The sequence below is a fragment of the Arthrobacter sp. NPDC057009 genome (assembly GCF_042673905.1).
GTDB lineage: Bacteria > Actinomycetota > Actinomycetes > Actinomycetales > Micrococcaceae > Arthrobacter.
In genome coordinates this window covers 136,151-151,929 of record NZ_JBHUSB010000012.1, presented here as the reverse complement: position 1 = coordinate 151,929, position 15,779 = coordinate 136,151, and the positions used below count along the sequence as shown (strand labels likewise).

The following is a 15,779-nucleotide window of genomic DNA, read 5'->3' as shown; positions in this document are numbered from 1 at the left end:
GGCGGGCTTTCCTTATTAAGAAGTCGAAGAGCGGGAGAAGGACCCGGTGATCAGGTGGACGTCATCCGGGACCGGGCGTCCTGCGGCCTGGCGTTCAGCGGCAAAATCGCCTGCCATCCTGGCGAGCTCGTCATCGGCCCGTTCCATCAGGTCCGTTACGGCACTGAGGCTGATCCCGAGGAAGATCAGCTTCAGCACGGCGTGGCGCCAGCTGTGCTGGTCCAGGTAGGCGGCTGCGAACGGACCGACGGCGGCGGCAACCAGGCCGCTTTCGTTGGTCCGGAGGGCCTGCGCTGTCACGTGCAGTCCTGCGGCGACGACGGCGGCCGGCAGTTCAGGTGTGGCGGCAGCCAAGGCTCCCAGCCCTTTCAGGACGCCGCGGCGTTCTGCGGAGTCACCGCCGTCGTACAGGGCCGGCAAAGCTTCAGCCAGCCCATCCGCTGCCAGGACTTCGTGCAGCCGGCCGATCAGCTGGCCCCGTGCGTGATCGGTGACGGTGCCGAACAGGACGCCCGTCGGGTCGACGTCCGGACGGAGAGGGTCGCGGCCCAGCCGGCGGCCAGCCGTGGCGAATATCCTGGTGAGGGTGCCGCGGTCGGCTGCGACCGCCGTCGTACTCTCCTCCAGCCAGCGTTCAACGTGCCTGTCCCGGACTGATTCCTCCCACGCGGCGCGAAGCGCGGCGATGCTCCGCGCGGCCAGCCCCGGAGCATCGTGCGAGTGCCTGGGCAGCTCGACGGCGGCCACGCCGCGGTAGCCCAGTTCCGCCAGCGTGGCGAGTGCGAGGGGCAGATCTACGGCGCCCTCACCGAATGGCAGGTGCTCATGGGTGTGCGTGGGCATGTCGTCCAGCTGCACGTTCGCCAGCAGAGGACCGGCCTCCAGGAGGGCCCCCCGCACGCCGCCGGGCTCAACCACCACGCAGTGGCCGATGTCCACGGTCACCCGCAGATTGTCCGGGTTCCCCAGTTCCGTCCGAAGGCGCAGAACGTCGGAAACGGTCTCCACCAGCATGCCCGGTTCAGGTTCGACGGCGACCACGACGTTCCTGACGCGGGCATAGTCAACGATGTCCGCCACGCGGGAGGTCAGCCGCTTCCATCCTGTTTCCGGGCTGGCATCCGCCGGCAGTATCCCGGAGAAAAAGGAGACACATTCAGCCTGCAGGGCGGCGGCGATGTCGACGGCGCGGCGCAGGAACGCGACCCGGACTGCGGCATCGTCATCCACCAGCGCAGGCCGGTGCTTGTGGCGAGGGTCCAGCAGGAAGCGGGTGCCGGTTTCAATGACGACGCGAAGCCCGAGCTCTTGGAGCCGTTTCCGCAGTGACTGAAGTTGGACATCCAGATCCTCGGCAAACGGATCCAGGTGAGGATGGCCCAAGGTCAGCGCCACGGCCTCGTAGCCCTCCTCGGCGAGGAGCTCCAGCGCGATGGGAAGCGGATGGTCTGTGAAGCCGTTGGTGCCGTACCCGAGACTAAAGGGCATGGTGGTTTGGGGTGCTGTCATGACTCGCTGATCCTCAATTTCCTGGGCCGGGACCGCAGGACCTTGCCGAACAGGTCCACTGATGCGAGCACTGCGGCCGCCACCAGGTTTCCCTGGCGCAGCGTGAGCGCCGTCTGCAGGGGGACCATCGCCCGGATTCCTGCCTTGGTGGCCTCAAGGGCATTCTTCGGCAAGGGGTTGCGTGCAGCCCGCACCTGGGCCGGTGCGCATCGGGCGGCGTAGAAGGCGGTCGCCAACAGTACGGGGAGGACTTGGTTGCGGGGGCCAGCGGAACCGGCAAGCACGGCGCCGGCAACCAGGCCAGTGCCGGCGGCTACGCCGGAAGCCGTCGTCGTGGTTGTTCCCTCGACTTCACCGTGGGAAAGGACGGTGACAGCCACGGTGTGGGCACCCATGATGCCGGCCGCGCCGAGGGCGGGGCGGAGGTGTGCCGAGCCTGCGCCCATGAGGACGTCAAGTGCCCGGCAGCAGCCCATGGTTACCGCGCCGGACACCGGATGGCCCTTGGCCACCAGGTCGTAGGTCCAGATCGCGGCGGCGAGCGGAAGTCCCACCGCCAGCGAACGCCTGCCTCCACCGGCGGCGCTGAGGCTGAGTCCGGCCGCCGTAAGGGCAGCCGCCGCGGTGAGGGCCTTCTTGGGGGTAATGCGCCCCGAGGGGATGGGCCGTTCCGGCCGTTCGCGGGCATCGATCCCACGATCGGCGTAGTCATTCAATGCCATGCCGCCGGCGTACAGGCAGGCGCTTGCCACGGGGAGGAGCATCCTGCGCCCGCCCAGCCGGTGCCCGGCCGCTGACCCGCCGGCGATCGTATCGCCGAGGACCGTAAGGACGGCCGGAGCGCGGACGAGTTCCAGGTAGTCGTTGGTCTGGCTCACTGCTAATCGTGGCTCCCGGTGCCGGCAGGCAGTTTGGCGCTGGCGGTCTTTGCCCACTGCATCAGGTCGCGGCTCTGTTCCGCGAACGAGTGTTCGTCGCTGCCCCAAGGGTCCTTGAAGAAGAATCCAAGTGCGCGGAGGTGGCCTTCTTCTCCGGCGGCGTCAGCCAATGCCATCAGGCGTGAGAGGTCAAGCACCATGGGTGCAGCAAGCATGGAATCGTAGGCGCTCCAGGTGGTCTGCAGCGTGAGGCGTGATCCGAGGAACCCTTCGACGTTGACGTGGTCCCAGGCCACCTTCGTCTCGCCGAGATCCTGCACGTTGTCGATGTGGAGCGGGGTCACCGCACCGCCGGCCAGTTCCTGGAGCCCGCGGTTCTTGGACTGCAATTTCCCCGAAACCGCCAGCGGGTCAGCGAGGGTGGCGCCGTCGCCGCCGCCCAAAAGGTTTGTTCCTGCCCATGACAGGACCCGCAGCCCGCGTGCTGCGAAGGCCGGCGCCAGGACAGACCGGAGCCAGGTCTGGCCGGTCTTTCCGTCCTGTCCCGCGGTGGGAATCCGGTGCCTCGTCGCCAGTTCACGCAGCGCCGGAAGGTTGAGAGCAGGGGAAGGGGTAAAGCACACGTAGGGAGAACCGGCGAGGACGGCGGCATAGGCGCTAAGCGAGCTGGGTGGCAGCACCGAGCGCGCAGGGTCCTCCAGCGCGGCCAGCAGCAGATCTGCGTCCTCGAACTCGGGGAGCGGTTCAACCGGCGCTTCAGTGGAAGCGACGTCAAGAACAATGACGCGGCTCAGACCGTGGGAGCGCTTGAAGTCAAGGATGTCCTGCGCCAGCCTGCGGGCCGCTCCAGCCTGCGTCTCCGACTGTTGCGCCGAATCGTAGCCGGGCCGCACGCGCTGGTCGGCTTCCACCAGCTGGGACCGGACAGATTCGACGAGGTGAAGCGGCAGCATGCCTGACTCGACCAGCGCCTCGGCACGCTTCGCAATGCAGACATTGCTGATGTCATGGCCGCCCACCACGAGGTCCGCAAAGTCGGGCAGCGCGACTTCGCCAAATGACTCCTGTTCGGTGACGCAACCGGTGGCGTTCGCGAGCCCCGCAGAGATGGCGGCCAGTCCCACGGTGGCTGTTGTCGCCACGGAACCGCGGGCGCCGACCAGCCAGATGCCTGTCTTGCCGTAGGAATGGGAGCTTGATTCCGCGCCCAGGCCTGGCGTCCCTTCAGCTGATGTGTCCGTTTTTCTGCGCAAATCTTCCTCCTTGAAGTGGTGCTGCGGTCTGCCAAAGATCGGGCTAACAAGCGAGCCAAACGGTGGCGTCGATCACAGAAGGAAACCTAGCACGAGTAATGACGACCGAACAACGAATGTTTGGTATCGCTCGATATAAAGCCGTAAATGCGGGCGCGACTTGCAGCGAATCAGGTCAGGTTTAGGGCCGACTTCATTCCCGTGACGCCCTGGTAAAGAGCGCTTGACGTTTCAAGCCCAACGCTGGTCGGGTACAAGGGCGTTCCGTCGACGAATGTGCTGTAATTGATCGATGGATGACATAAGTAGCTTCAACGGCCTCGGTTCGTCCGGAGCGAGTGACCTGTTCCAGATTCTTCGAGACGGACGCCCGCGTACCCGAAGCGAGCTCGCGGAGCAGATGGGCCTGGCCCGTTCCACGGTGACGCTGCGCATCGAGGCGCTCATGGAACTTGGGTTGGTTGGCTTCGTGGACGACGCGGTTTCCACGGGCGGCCGCCCCTCCTCGCGCATTGCCTTGAAGGCCGGCAGCAAGATTGTCCTCGGCGTTGACATTGGAGCGTCCCACCTGCGGCTCGCGGTTACCGATCTCACGGGACACCGTCTGCAGGAGGACGGGCGGGCAATCGAAGTGACGCAGGGCCCGGACGCCGTTCTGCAGGCCGTTGTTGAACTGGCGTCCGAACTGCTTCAGGCCTCCGGTCGCTCCATGACAGACCTCCTGGCCATCGGCATCGGCCTCCCCGGGCCGGTGGAGCATCGGACCGGACGGCCGATCAACCCCCCGATTATGCCTGGCTGGAACGGCTTCGATGTCCCTGGCTACCTGCAGGCGCACTTCCAGGTTCCGGTCCTCGTGGACAATGACGTGAACATCATGGCCCTCGGGGAGCGCAATGTTGCCTGGCCCAACGTGGATGATCTGATTTTCGTCAAAGTCGCCACCGGTATTGGCTCGGGCATCGTCTCCAGCGGGATGCTCCAGCGCGGTGCAGACGGCGTGGCCGGTGATATCGGCCATGTCAGGGTGCACAGCGGATCGGGGGCGCCGTGCCACTGCGGTAATACTGACTGCCTGGAAGCGGTTGCGTCCGGCCCGGCTGTCGCATCGAAACTGCGCGCTCTGGGGCTGGAAGCAACCAGCAGCGAAGACGTGGTGAGGCTGGTTGGAGCCGGCAGTACGGAGGCGGTCCATGCCGTCCGCCAGGCCGGCAGGGACGTGGGTGAGGTTCTTTCGGCCTGCATCAGCCTGATCAACCCGGCAGTGATCGTCATCGGCGGATCCATGGCTTTGACGGGCGAGCACTTCATCGCGGGCATCCGGGAAGTGGTCTACTCGCGCACCATGCCGCTGGCGACCCAGCACCTCCAGATTGTGCAGTCCACGTCAGGGCTCGATGCGGGCGTGCTCGGCGCCAGCATGCTGGCTATCCACCATGCCATGTCCCCGCAGCGGATCGACGAGATGGTTTTGGGTCTGACCGGCTCCCAGGCAAGCTAGCCGGGACACTTGTTCCGGCGTCTTGCCGACTTTTGCTTGACACGCAACAAAAGGCGGGAATAGGCTCACATCAGAAGTCCGATCGACGGTGATAATGCTTCGAGTAAGCGAGACGCCGTCGCCCGGCCAGGGGGAAAGCGAATACTTTCCGCCTGGGTTTCAGGCGTCTACAAGCGCGTGAAATCAGGGAACTCTTGCCAGCGAGAGCGCACAGCCCCTTTGCACGCATGAGTTCCTGCCCCTATCGCGTCTGTTACTGATCACTGGGAATGGTAGCGCGGAGCCCCTGGCGAAGACGCTGCGGGTGAAGCAACTAACCGGGGGTGGCCTGCCCTTTGGCCGCGTTCAGTGGCTGCCGCGAACATCCAACACGCCGCTGCGATGCAGCTATGCCCGCTTTCCCTCCCCCCATTCGGTGGAGGACCGCACTTACTGTCAGGAAAGGCAACTCATGTGCTTCGGATTCAATGCCCCAGGCGCCCTTCGTCGCTCGCTGGAAGAAAAGGGCGTCGATCGCCGCGGCTTCCTTAAGGGAGCAGTAGCGGCCGGCGTGGGCGTCGGCCTCGCCGGTATCGGCGGAACCGCTGCAGTCGCGGCTCCGGCTCCCCAGGCTGCTGGCCGGCCGGTTCCCCCGGGACTGATCAGCATTCAGCTGTACACGCTGCGCTCCATCATGAGTGGCCAGGGCGTTGACGCCACGCTGGCGAGCCTGGCCAGCTTCGGCTTCACCAAGGTAGAGCTCGCCGGCCTGTACGGCCGCACCGCCGAAGCGATGCGCTCGACCCTTGATTCGCTTGGCATCACCCCTTCCTCGAGCCATGACGGAATCAGCGCCACACCGGCAGCCCTGGAGACCAAGCTCGCCAACGCTGTAACTCTCGGCCAGACCCACATCAACGTGCCCTACCTGGTTTCCAGCTCTGCGGATGACTGGCGCCGCTGGGCGGACCAGATGAACGCTGAAGCAGCTGTCGCGCAGCAGGCTGGCGTGAAGTACGGCTACCACAACCACGCCCACGAGTTCACCACGGACCTTGGCGGCGGCCTGACTCCCTGGGACATCTTCACCAGCCGCCTCGACCCCAGCCTGGTCCACCTTGAGGTGGACCTTTACTGGGCCGTGACCGCCGGTGTTGGCGTCGGTGCGAAGGATCCGATCCAGTTCGCCATCGACACCATCCTCCAGGCTCCGCAGAAGGTCCTGCAGTACCACGTGAAGGACCGCGACGCCGCAGGCGACTTCGCCGACCTCGGGACCGGAAAAATCGACTTCGCACGCATTTTCCGGGCGCACACTCCCAAGGAATTCATCGTGGAGAACGACCGGCCCGACGTCACGCCGCTGCAGACGGCCGAGGTGGGCTACAACTACCTTCGGGGTATCCGGTTCTAACAGGACCACTTGTATCCGCCGCGGAAGCCGGGCTTTGTTCCTATGGGGCGTACAGCCCGGCTTCCGCCGTGTGCCCAGCGTCCGTCCCCGCGTTCCAGGATATTCTGCAGGCAGGCGGGGATAGCTCTCCATAGTGAGGCGTAGTGGAGGATCCGATGACTGTTACACATCCCATCCATATCGAGGTGGAAAGTCATGAGCTGCGGGATGAGCGTATTGACGCTGCTGTCCGGCAGTTACAACAGAAGACGATAGACATGGCAGGCCCCGGAATACTACTCGTCCGCCACGCGGCCGGCAGATACACTGCGGCGCTGTCGCCGGAGGTCCCCTTCGGAGTTACCTATGAGGCTCAGCTATGACAGACAAAGAGCAGGTAGTACTCCTCGACGAAAACGGCCAGGCCTGTGGGTCAGCGGCCAAGGAGGAAATCCATAGCCACAACACGCCGTTGCACCTTGCGTTTTCCTGCTACTTGTTCGACCGATCGGGGCAAATTCTCGTTACCAGGCGGGCACTTACAAAGGTTGCTTGGCCGGGAGTGTGGACGAATTCCTTCTGCGGGCATCCGGCCCCGGGGGAAAACATGATGGACGCGATCCGACGAAGAGGCCGCTGGGAACTCGGAATAGAGCTATCCGACGTGCAGGAGCGCCTGCCGGAATTCAGGTACCGGGCTGTTGACCCGAATGGAATTGTAGAGAATGAGCTGTGCCCTGTGTTCACCGCCGTCACGACGGGTTCGATAGTGCCCCGGCAGTCGGAGGTGTGCGAGTATCGGTGGGTTTCGGTGCCAGATCTGCTCACAGCAGCGGAATCGGCACCATGGGCTCTGAGCCCATGGCTCGTGCTCCAACTCAAAGAGCTGGCCCCCACCCTGTTAGCTGGTTCTTCAAAGCATTGAGACTGGGTTCCGAAAGGGTAGCCGCGTAGCCAGCGAAGGGATATCAAGACAGTATGGCAACAGGCACGTTCGTGTGGTTTGAACGCGGGGTGAGCTTCGGCATCGTCAGCGAAACGGAGTCTTGAACATTGAGTACGCAGAAAAACGCGCCACTAAGGGTCGGCGTCGTCGGCATCGGCTGGGCCGGCCAGCAGCACATCAAGGCCTACAAGAACATGGACGGCGTGGAGCTCGTCGCGGTCGCCGCGATGGAGGCGGACCTGCTGGCGAGCATCAAGGACGAGTACGGCGTGCCCCACACGTTTGCGCGCTGGGAGGACCTGATCGAGCTTGAAGGGCTCGACGCCGTGAGCGTGGCCGTGCCGACGTTCCTGCACGCCCCGATCGCGATCGCCGCACTGGAACGCGGGCTGCACGTCCTGAGCGAAAAACCCCTGGCACGCAACGGCGAGGAGGGCCGGCAGATGGTGGAAGCGGCGCGGAAGGCCGGCCGCGTCCTGGACGTGGCCTTCAACCACCGCCGCCGCGGCGACATCCAGAAGCTGAAGGGCATCATTGACGACGGCGAGCTGGGCCGGCCCTACTACGCCAAAGCGTCGTGGCTCCGGCGGCAGGGCATCCCCATGCTCGGCAGCTGGTTCACCAACCCGGCCCTCGCCGGCGGCGGCCCGCTGGCAGACATCGGCGTCCACGTCCTGGACTACGCCCTGCACCTGCTGGGCGAGCCCAAGGTGCTGTCCGTCTCGGCGTCGACGCACTCCGAACTCGGCCCCCGCGGCCTGGGCGGCAACGCCCGCTACACCGCCATGAAGTCCACGCACAAGTTCGAGGTGGAGGACTTCGCCTCGGCGTTCATCCGGCTTGAAGGCGGCGGCACGCTGATCCTCGAGGCCGGCTGGGCAGCCTACCGGGATGAGGAGGACCTAATGGACTTCACCGTGTACGGTACTGACGGCGGTGCCGAACTGCGCGCCGTCGGGGCCTCCAACGTACCCGTCGCAGACGTCCGGATCTTCAAGGAGAAGGACGGCGAGAACGCCGACTACGTGGTGGTGGCCGAGCCGGGCCGGGCCCACCAGGCCGTGGTGGAGGACTTTGTGGAGGCCGTCCGTGGCGGGGAGACTGTGTGGGGCGCCCACGACGGGTCACTCGCCCTGACCCGTGCCCTGGTGCTCGACGCCTGCTACAAATCCGCCCTCGAACAGCGCGAAGTGAGGCTCTGACATGACTGAAAAACTCAACATCCTGGTCTGGAACGAAGGTGTCCACGAGGCCCGCAACCAGCCGGAAACCATGGCCGAGATGTATCCCAACGGCATGCATGGCGCCATTGCCGATGGATTGAGGGGCTTCTACCCGGACTCGAATATCAGCACCGCCACCCTCGCCGATCCGGAGCACGGCCTCTCCGAGGAGACACTTGCCGCCACTGACGTGCTGCTGTGGTGGGGCCACTGGGCACACGGCGACGTCAGCGACGAAGTGGTGGACCGCGTCCAGCGCCACGTCCTGGGCGGAATGGGCCTGGTCGTCCTGCACTCCGGGCACTTCGCGAAGATCTTCACCCGGCTCCTGGGAACCACCTGCTCCCTGAAGTGGCGCAACGAGGGCGCGCGGGAACTCGTGTGGACCGTGAAGCCCTCGCACCCGATCGCCGCCGGAGTGGAAAGCCCCATCGTCATCCCGAAGCAGGAGATGTACGGCGAACTTTTCGACATTCCGGAGCCCGACGACCTCATCTTCATCAGCTCCTTCGAAGGCGGCGAGGTGTTCCGCTCGGGCGTGACGTTCACGCGCGGAAAGGGCCGGATCTTCTACTTCAGCCCCGGCGACCAGGAGTACCCCGTGTACCACCAGCCGGAGATCCGGCAGGTGATCGCGAACGGGGTTGGCTGGGTGGCACAGCCGGGCCGGTTCCGCGAGGAGCCGGGCGTCAGCAACGCAGCCCGCGACTGGTTCCTGAACACGCCCTAAAGATCGTACTGAGCGCGAACGGACACTTGTGGCCCCGGGTCTGAGCGCGAACGGACACTTGTGGCCCCAACCATGAGCGGACTTGCCGCCGTTCGGGGCGCCGCGTGATAGCAATAGGAGTGATGAAACCCCGTTCCCGCTTCCAGCCTCCTGCCCCCTGCGCCGCATGAGGGGCGCCACCGGAACCGCGATTCCCCGCAGCTGGATACTCCTTGCCTGCATCGGCCTCATCGCGCTGAACATGCGGGGACCGTTCGTGGCGGTGGCTCCGGTCCTGGGGCCGATGCAGCAGGAACTGGGGTTCTCGCCCGTGGAGCTGGGTCTGCTGACCGGCATCCCCGTGCTGTGTTTCTCGCTCGCGGCGCCCCTTGCCTCACTCGCCGGGCGCAGGTTTGGCGCGGAACTGGCCATCACCCTGACGCTCGCGGGGGTCCTGGCCGGCGTCGCGGTCCGGTCGGCCGGCAGCGGCGCCATGGTGATGGCGGGTACGGTCATCCTCGGCCTGGCCATCACCGTGGGCAACATCGCGGTGCCGCTGATCATCCGGCGGGACTTTTCGCCGCGGCGCCAGGGGACTGCGATGGGCATCTACACGGCTGCCCTGAACGTTGGCTCGTTCATCACCTCCGTGGTTACGGCGCCGCTGGCTGAGCTGGCCGGCTGGCGGGCTTCCATTGCGGCCTCGGCGGCCTTTGCCATCGCCGCTATCGGTTTCTGGGTTTTCGCATCCGGGCGGCGGGCCTTCGTCCCGGCGGCCGACGACGGTTCCGGCGGCCCGCCCGCAGCCGGCCGTCCGGCGTCGCGATGGATCACGGCGGGCCTGACGGTTGGGTTCGCCGGCCAGGCCATCTCCTATTACGGCATGACCGCCTGGCTGCCCACCCTGCTGTCCGATGAACTCGGCATGGCGCCGGCAGCCGCGGGCGCAGGCTCCTCCCTGTTCCAGATCCTGGCCATCGCGGGCAGTCTGGGTGTGCCGTTCACGGCCCGGTTCATGAGTACGACGGCGGTCGCGGTCACCTTGGGTGCCATGTGGCTGACCGTTCCGCTGGGGCTGCTGTTCGTTCCCCAGCTGTGGTGGCTGTGGTCCTCGCTCGGGGGAGTGGCACAGGGCGGCGGCATCACCCTGATCTTCATTGCGATCATCAAGCTCGCCCGGGACCAGGCCTCGGCGGGCAGGATGTCGGCGGTTGTCCAGGGCGTCGGCTACTGCTTCGCCGCGCTGGCTCCGACCGTGGTGGGCTACGTCCACAGCGTCTCGGGGACCTGGTCGGTGCCGCTCCTGCTGATCCTCGGCTCGGTGCTGGCGTTCTTCATTCCAACCACCCTCTCCGTGCGCAAGGTGCCCCGGCAGCGCTAAGGCGCGTCCCGCCGTCGTACGTTCCCTTAAACCCAAGCGCGAACGGACACTTGTGGCCCCTGTCAGGGTGCTTAAGTGTCCGTTCGCGCCTCAAGGATGGTTCCGCTGCCGGACCGCCTCCCCGGCCTTCGGGGTGCCTGTTGCGAAGGGCGTGGCGGCCCGGCGGGCGGAAATCTGCGCCGGTCCAGGCTGCGGTGCCTGGGCTGTTGCTAGGCGGCGACGAGTTCGTCTTCGATGGCCTCGGCCGTGGCATCGATGCCTTCCCGGGCTTCGTGCAGGTACCGGGCGTAGGCGGGAACGGTGAGGAAGCTGGGGAACTTGTCGCTCAGCGTGACCTCCTCGAAGATGTCGCGGGCGTCGGCAAACCGGTCACCGTCGAAGCGCTCCAGGCGGGCGAACTCCTCGTCCAGCATCTCCTGCACCCATTCCCGGCTGATGATCTCGCCGTGGTCCGTGATGGCACGGGAGTAGATCCACTGCCAGAGCTGTGAGCGGGAGATCTCCGCGGTGGCGGCGTCCTCCATCAGGTTGTGGATGGCGACCGCTCCGTTGCCGCGCAGCCAGGACTCGATGTAGCGGATGCCCACCTCGATGTTGTTCCGGATGCCCTGTTCGGTGATGGTGCCGTGCGTGGCGGCGACGTTGATGAGCGCGCGGTCGTCCGGGGTGACGTCCTCGCGCAGCCGGTCCAGCTGGTTGGGGCGGCCGTCGAGCACGCCGTCGAACACCTCGCGGCACACGGGGACCAGGTCCGGGTGGGCCACCCACGAGCCGTCGAAACCGTCGGCTGCCTCGCGGGTCTTGTCTGCACGGACCTTCTCGAAGGCGTTGGCGTTCGCTGCCTCATCCTTGCGGTTGGGAACTGCGGCCGCCATGCCCCCAATAGCCATGGCGCCGCGCTTGTGGCAGGCGCGCACCAGCTGTTCGGTGTAGGCCCGCATGAACGGGGCGGTCATGGTCACCTGGCCGCGGTCCGGCAGGACGAAGCGCGGGCCGCGGGTGCGGAAGTTCTTGATGAGGGAGAAGATGTAGTCCCAGCGGCCGGCGTTCAGGCCGGCAGCGTGGTCCCGCAGCTCGTACAGGATCTCTTCCATCTCGAACGCGGCGGTGATGGTTTCGATCAGCACCGTGGCGCGGATGGTGCCCTGCGGGATGCCCAGCAGGTCCTGCGCCAGGATGAAGATGTCGTTCCAGAGCCGGGCTTCGAGGTGGTTTTCGATCTTCGGCAGGTAGAAGTACGGGCCCTTGCCCTGGGCCAGGAGGCGGCGGGCGTTGTGGAAGAAGTACAGGCCGAAGTCCACGATGCCGCCGGCGATGGGTTCGCCGTTGATCAGCATGTGCTTCTCCGGCAGGTGCCAGCCGCGGGGGCGGACCACGATGGTGGGCAGGTCCTCGGCGGCCTTGAGCCGGTATTCCTTGCCCTCCGGCGAGGTGAAGTCGATGCGGCGCTCCAGCGCATCGGTGAGGTTCAGCTGGCCCTGGATGACGTTGCGCCACGACGGCGTGGACGCGTCCTCCATGTCCGCCAGCCAGATCTTGGCGCCGGAGTTCAGGGCGTTGATGGTCATCTTGCGGTCCACCGGGCCCGTGATTTCCACCCGGCGGTCTTCCAGCCCGGGGGCCGGGGGAGCGACGCGCCAGTGCGGATCGTTCCGGATTTCCTCCGTTTCCCGCAGGAACCGGGGGTCCTGTCCGCGGGCGATGTCGTCCCTGCGTGCCCGCCGTGCCCGAAGCAGTTCCTCGCGCCGTCCGGCCGTGGCCTTGTGCAGCCTGGCAACGAAAGCCAGTGCATCCGGTGTAAGCACCTCGCCCTGCCGGCAAATCGGCTGGGCAGTCAGAGTGATCCCGTTGATCGTGAAGTTGTCGGTGAAGCTGTTCATTTCTGTCTCCTTGGGACACCCAACTGACTGGCAGTAGATGCCGTTTTGAGGGCTCAAAACGGCATCTACTGCGATCTGGTTGGGAAAGATTTAGTGGAACTGGCCTTCTTCGGTGGATCCCACGAGAGCCAAAGTGGATGCGTTCGGGTTGAGCGCAGTGGAGATGTCGTCGAAGTAGCCGGTGCCGACTTCGCGCTGGTGCTTGGTTGCGGTGTAGCCGCGGGACTCGGAGGCGAATTCCTTCTCCTGCAGTTCGACGTAGGCGCTCATGCCTTCGCGGGCGTAGCCGTGGGCGAGGTCGAACATCGAGTAGTTGAGGGCGTGGAATCCGGCCAGGGTGATGAACTGGAAGGTGAAGCCCATGGCGCCCAGTTCACGCTGGAACTTGGCGATGGTGGCGTCGTCCAGGTGCTTGCGCCAGTTGAACGACGGCGAGCAGTTGTAGGAGAGCATCTGGTCAGGGAACTCGGCCTTGACGGCTTCGGCGAACTTGCGGGCCAGCTCGAGGTCCGGGGTGCCGGTCTCCATCCAGATGAGGTCGGAGTAGGGGGCGTAGGCCTTGGCGCGGGCGATGCAGGGTTCGATGCCGTTGCGGACCTTGTAGAAGCCTTCGGGGGTGCGTTCGCCAGTGATGAATTCCTGGTCGCGTTCGTCGACGTCGGAGGTGATCAGCGTTGCCGCCTCGGCGTCGGTGCGGGCGATGACGACGCTCGGGGTGCCGGCGACGTCGGCTGCCAGGCGGGCGGCGTTCAGGGTCCGGACGTGCTGCTGGGTGGGGATCAGGACCTTGCCGCCGAGGTGGCCGCACTTCTTCTCCGAGGCGAGCTGGTCTTCCCAGTGCACGCCCGAGGCGCCGGCGGCGATCATGGACTTCATCAGCTCGTACGCGTTCAGGGGGCCGCCGAAGCCGGCCTCGGCGTCGGCGACGATCGGAACCAGCCAGTCCTCGACCGTCTGGATGCCCTCGGAGAACTCGATCTGGTCGGCGCGGAGGAGGGCGTTGTTGATGCGGCGGACAACCTGCGGTACGGAGTTGGCGGGGTACAGGGACTGGTCCGGGTAGGTGTGGCCGGAGAGGTTGGCGTCGGCGGCGACCTGCCAGCCGGAGAGGTAGATGGCGCGGAGGCCGGCCTTGACCTGCTGCACGGCCTGGTTGCCGGTCAGGGCGCCCAGGGCGTTGGTGTACTTGCCTTCCTTGTGCTCCCCGGTCAGCTGCTTCCACAGCTTTTCGGAGCCGCGCTTGGCCAGGGTGTGCTCTTCAGAGACCCTGCCGCGGAGGCGGACGACGTCGGCGGCTGAGTAGTCCCGAGTGACACCTTCCCAGCGCGGGTTGGCAGCCCACTCGAGCTCCAGTGCGGCGGCCTGCTGTTCGGGCGTCTGCTGGGTGGGCTCAAATGCTGCAGTCATCTTTGTCTCCTTGTTAGCTCCCGGGCCATTCCGGGGGTTTTGGTTCCGGGCCGGCCGTCCCTGCGCCTTTGCAGGTCCGGCCAGTTTCCGGAGGGGTTTTCCTTCGTGACACCTACTTTTCTGCACTTCCAAAGCGCTTTCTAGAGGAAAAAGCTGGAAAGAAATGCGTTTCTTCACGTATTCTTCAGAAATGTCGCCTTCAAGCTGGAACAGGGAAGTCTCACAGCCGCCGTCGTCCCCGCCGACGGCCGAGCTGGACGTGATCGCGCTGGGCCGCCGCGTGCGCCACCTGCGCAAGCAGGCCGGCCTGACGCTCGATGACCTGAGCGCCGCCGTCGGGACCGCCCCCAGCCAGCTGAGCCTCATCGAGAACGGCAAGCGGGAACCAAAACTCGGACTCCTGCAGCACCTGGCCGGGGCCCTCGGCGTCGGCATTGACCAGCTGCTGGGGGCCGAGCCGCCGAGCCGCCGGGCGGCCCTGGAGATCGAGCTCGAACGGTACCAGCGCGGCCCGCTCTACGAGTCCCTGAACCTGCCCAAAATCCGCATCAGCTCGCGGTTGCCGATGGATGTCCTCGAGGCCCAGGTGGGCCTCCTCCACGAGCTCGAACGCAAGATGAACGAGCAGGTCGCGACACCTGAGGAAGCCCGCCGCGCGAACGGTGAACTGCGCGCCATGATGCGCGAACGCGGCAACTATTTTCCGGAGTACGAGGCCGAGGCGCAGAAGGTGCTGAAGGAGGTTGGCTACACGTCCGGGCCGTTGAGCCAGCACGTTATTGCGGACGTAGCGGCGCACCTCGGATTCACCCTCCATCACGTGGGTGATTTGCCGCATTCCACGCGCTCGGTGACCGATTTGAAGAACCGCAAAATTTACCTGACGCAGAGCCAACGGCAGGACCACGACCCCCGATCGGTGCTGCTGCAGGCTTTGGGGCACTACGTCCTGGGACATGAAACGCCCAAGAACTACGGCGACTTCCTGGCCCAGCGGGTGGCCACCAACTATTTCGCCGCGGCACTCCTGCTGCCCGAGCAGGCCACCGTGGAATTTCTGCAAAAAGCGAAGGCCGCGAAAGAGATTGCGGTCGAGGACATCCGGGACGCCTTCGCGGTGTCCTACGAGACCGCGGCCCACCGTTTCACCAACCTGGCCACTAAGCACCTCGGCATCACTACTCATTTCCAGAAGACCCACCAGAGCGGGATCATCTACAAGGCGTACGAGAACGACGGCGTGAACTTCCCGCAGGACCACACGGGCGCCATCGAGGGGCAGCCGTCCTGCAAGGCCTGGACGTCCCGGGCCGTGTTCGATGTGCCGGACAAATTCAGCGCCTACAGCCAGTACACGGACACGCCTTCCGGCACGTACTGGTGCACCGCCCGAACGGACCGCTCGGCCACCGGGCAGTTCTCGCTGAGTATTGGTGTCCCGTACCAGCACGTGAAGTGGTTCCGCGGACGGGAGACCACGGCGCGGGCCACGTCCAACTGCCCTGACCCCAACTGCTGCAAGCGGCCGCCGGCCTCGCTGACCTCGGAGTGGGCAGGAAACGCCTGGCCGTCCGCCCGCGCCCATGCGCACCTGCTGGCGGCCATGCCCCCTGGCGCCTTCCCCGGCGTGGACGAGACCGAGGTGTACACGTTCCTGCAGGCCCACTCGGGAAGTTAGGAGCCTGCTCCGGAACTGACGGACTCTCTCGCAGTTCGTGCA

General features: G+C 65.7%; 12 protein-coding genes. 7 read left to right on the top strand and 5 right to left on the bottom strand.

The genetic code is table 11. The annotated features are described in order from the left end of the window. Nucleotides 1–15: 15 nt before the first annotated feature. Genes ACFTR6_RS14260 through ACFTR6_RS14250 form a run of 3 tightly spaced genes read right to left on the bottom strand, consistent with a single transcriptional unit; the run spans nucleotide 16 to nucleotide 3,640 of the window. Nucleotides 16–1,509, bottom strand: a complete 1,494-nt coding sequence (locus ACFTR6_RS14260) for an EboA domain-containing protein (RefSeq protein WP_377958369.1) — start codon at nucleotides 1,507–1,509, stop codon at nucleotides 16–18. After that, nucleotides 1,506–2,387 carry an SCO3242 family prenyltransferase gene (locus ACFTR6_RS14255; protein ID WP_076798944.1) on the bottom strand — a complete coding sequence of 294 codons (882 nt, stop codon included), beginning with the start codon at nucleotides 2,385–2,387 and terminating at the stop codon, nucleotides 1,506–1,508. The genes ACFTR6_RS14260 and ACFTR6_RS14255 overlap by 4 nt, the downstream gene beginning before the upstream one ends. 2 nt (nucleotides 2,388–2,389) lie before the next feature. Then, complete coding sequence (locus ACFTR6_RS14250; RefSeq protein WP_377958368.1) at nucleotides 2,390–3,640, bottom strand: inositol-3-phosphate synthase; 1,251 nt, start codon at nucleotides 3,638–3,640, stop codon at nucleotides 2,390–2,392. Between the two features lie 292 nt (nucleotides 3,641–3,932). On the opposite strand from ACFTR6_RS14250, the gene ACFTR6_RS14245 reads away from it, so the two are divergent. From ACFTR6_RS14245 to ACFTR6_RS14220, 6 genes are all read left to right on the top strand, one after another. Beyond that, nucleotides 3,933–5,141: an ROK family transcriptional regulator gene (locus ACFTR6_RS14245; RefSeq protein ID WP_076798943.1), complete on the top strand. Its 1,209-nt coding sequence runs from the start codon at nucleotides 3,933–3,935 to the stop codon at nucleotides 5,139–5,141. Between the two features lie 451 nt (nucleotides 5,142–5,592). Then, the gene (locus ACFTR6_RS14240) at nucleotides 5,593–6,534 is read left to right on the top strand and encodes a sugar phosphate isomerase/epimerase family protein (protein ID WP_377958367.1); all 942 of its coding nucleotides are present in this window, start codon (nucleotides 5,593–5,595) and stop codon (nucleotides 6,532–6,534) included. Nucleotides 6,535–6,892: 358 nt separating this feature from the next. After that, nucleotides 6,893–7,438, top strand: a complete 546-nt coding sequence (idi, locus tag ACFTR6_RS14235; RefSeq protein WP_076798940.1) for an isopentenyl-diphosphate Delta-isomerase — start codon at nucleotides 6,893–6,895, stop codon at nucleotides 7,436–7,438. Nucleotides 7,439–7,566: 128 nt separating this feature from the next. Continuing rightward, complete coding sequence (locus ACFTR6_RS14230) at nucleotides 7,567–8,661, top strand: Gfo/Idh/MocA family protein (RefSeq protein ID WP_377958366.1); 1,095 nt, start codon at nucleotides 7,567–7,569, stop codon at nucleotides 8,659–8,661. Nucleotide 8,662: 1 nt separating this feature from the next. Next, complete coding sequence (locus tag ACFTR6_RS14225; protein ID WP_377958365.1) at nucleotides 8,663–9,412, top strand: ThuA domain-containing protein; 750 nt, start codon at nucleotides 8,663–8,665, stop codon at nucleotides 9,410–9,412. Nucleotides 9,413–9,578: 166 nt separating this feature from the next. Further along, nucleotides 9,579–10,772 (top strand): CynX/NimT family MFS transporter, encoded by a 1,194-nt coding sequence (locus tag ACFTR6_RS14220; protein ID WP_377958364.1) that lies wholly within the window; start codon nucleotides 9,579–9,581, stop codon nucleotides 10,770–10,772. Between the two features lie 209 nt (nucleotides 10,773–10,981). On the opposite strand, the gene aceB is transcribed toward ACFTR6_RS14220, so the two are convergent. Both aceB and aceA read right to left on the bottom strand, forming a co-directional pair. Then, nucleotides 10,982–12,652, bottom strand: a complete 1,671-nt coding sequence (gene aceB / locus ACFTR6_RS14215) for a malate synthase A (RefSeq protein ID WP_377958363.1) — start codon at nucleotides 12,650–12,652, stop codon at nucleotides 10,982–10,984. Between the two features lie 90 nt (nucleotides 12,653–12,742). Further along, a complete protein-coding gene (aceA, locus tag ACFTR6_RS14210) occupies nucleotides 12,743–14,059 on the bottom strand; it encodes an isocitrate lyase (RefSeq protein ID WP_377958362.1) in 1,317 nt (438 codons plus the stop codon). 163 nt (nucleotides 14,060–14,222) lie between these two features. On the opposite strand from aceA, the gene ACFTR6_RS14205 reads away from it, so the two are divergent. After that, nucleotides 14,223–15,737, top strand: a complete 1,515-nt coding sequence (locus ACFTR6_RS14205) for a helix-turn-helix domain-containing protein (RefSeq protein ID WP_377958361.1) — start codon at nucleotides 14,223–14,225, stop codon at nucleotides 15,735–15,737. The last annotated feature ends 42 nt before the right edge of the window (nucleotides 15,738–15,779 follow it).

What these genes read in the sequence shown, in the direction of transcription:
- ACFTR6_RS14260 (WP_377958369.1), bottom strand. Translation starts at nt 1,509, where the DNA reads ATGACAGCACCCCAAACCACCATGCCCTTTAGTCTCGGGTACGGCACC.
- ACFTR6_RS14245 (WP_076798943.1), top strand. Translation starts at nt 3,933, where the DNA reads ATGGATGACATAAGTAGCTTCAACGGCCTCGGTTCGTCCGGAGCGAGT.
- ACFTR6_RS14240 (WP_377958367.1), top strand. Translation starts at nt 5,593, where the DNA reads ATGTGCTTCGGATTCAATGCCCCAGGCGCCCTTCGTCGCTCGCTGGAA.
- idi (WP_076798940.1), top strand. Translation starts at nt 6,893, where the DNA reads ATGACAGACAAAGAGCAGGTAGTACTCCTCGACGAAAACGGCCAGGCC.
- ACFTR6_RS14225 (WP_377958365.1), top strand. Translation starts at nt 8,663, where the DNA reads ATGACTGAAAAACTCAACATCCTGGTCTGGAACGAAGGTGTCCACGAG.
- ACFTR6_RS14220 (WP_377958364.1), top strand. Translation starts at nt 9,579, where the DNA reads ATGAGGGGCGCCACCGGAACCGCGATTCCCCGCAGCTGGATACTCCTT.
- aceB (WP_377958363.1), bottom strand. Translation starts at nt 12,652, where the DNA reads ATGAACAGCTTCACCGACAACTTCACGATCAACGGGATCACTCTGACT.
- aceA (WP_377958362.1), bottom strand. Translation starts at nt 14,059, where the DNA reads ATGACTGCAGCATTTGAGCCCACCCAGCAGACGCCCGAACAGCAGGCC.
- ACFTR6_RS14205 (WP_377958361.1), top strand. Translation starts at nt 14,223, where the DNA reads ATGCGTTTCTTCACGTATTCTTCAGAAATGTCGCCTTCAAGCTGGAAC.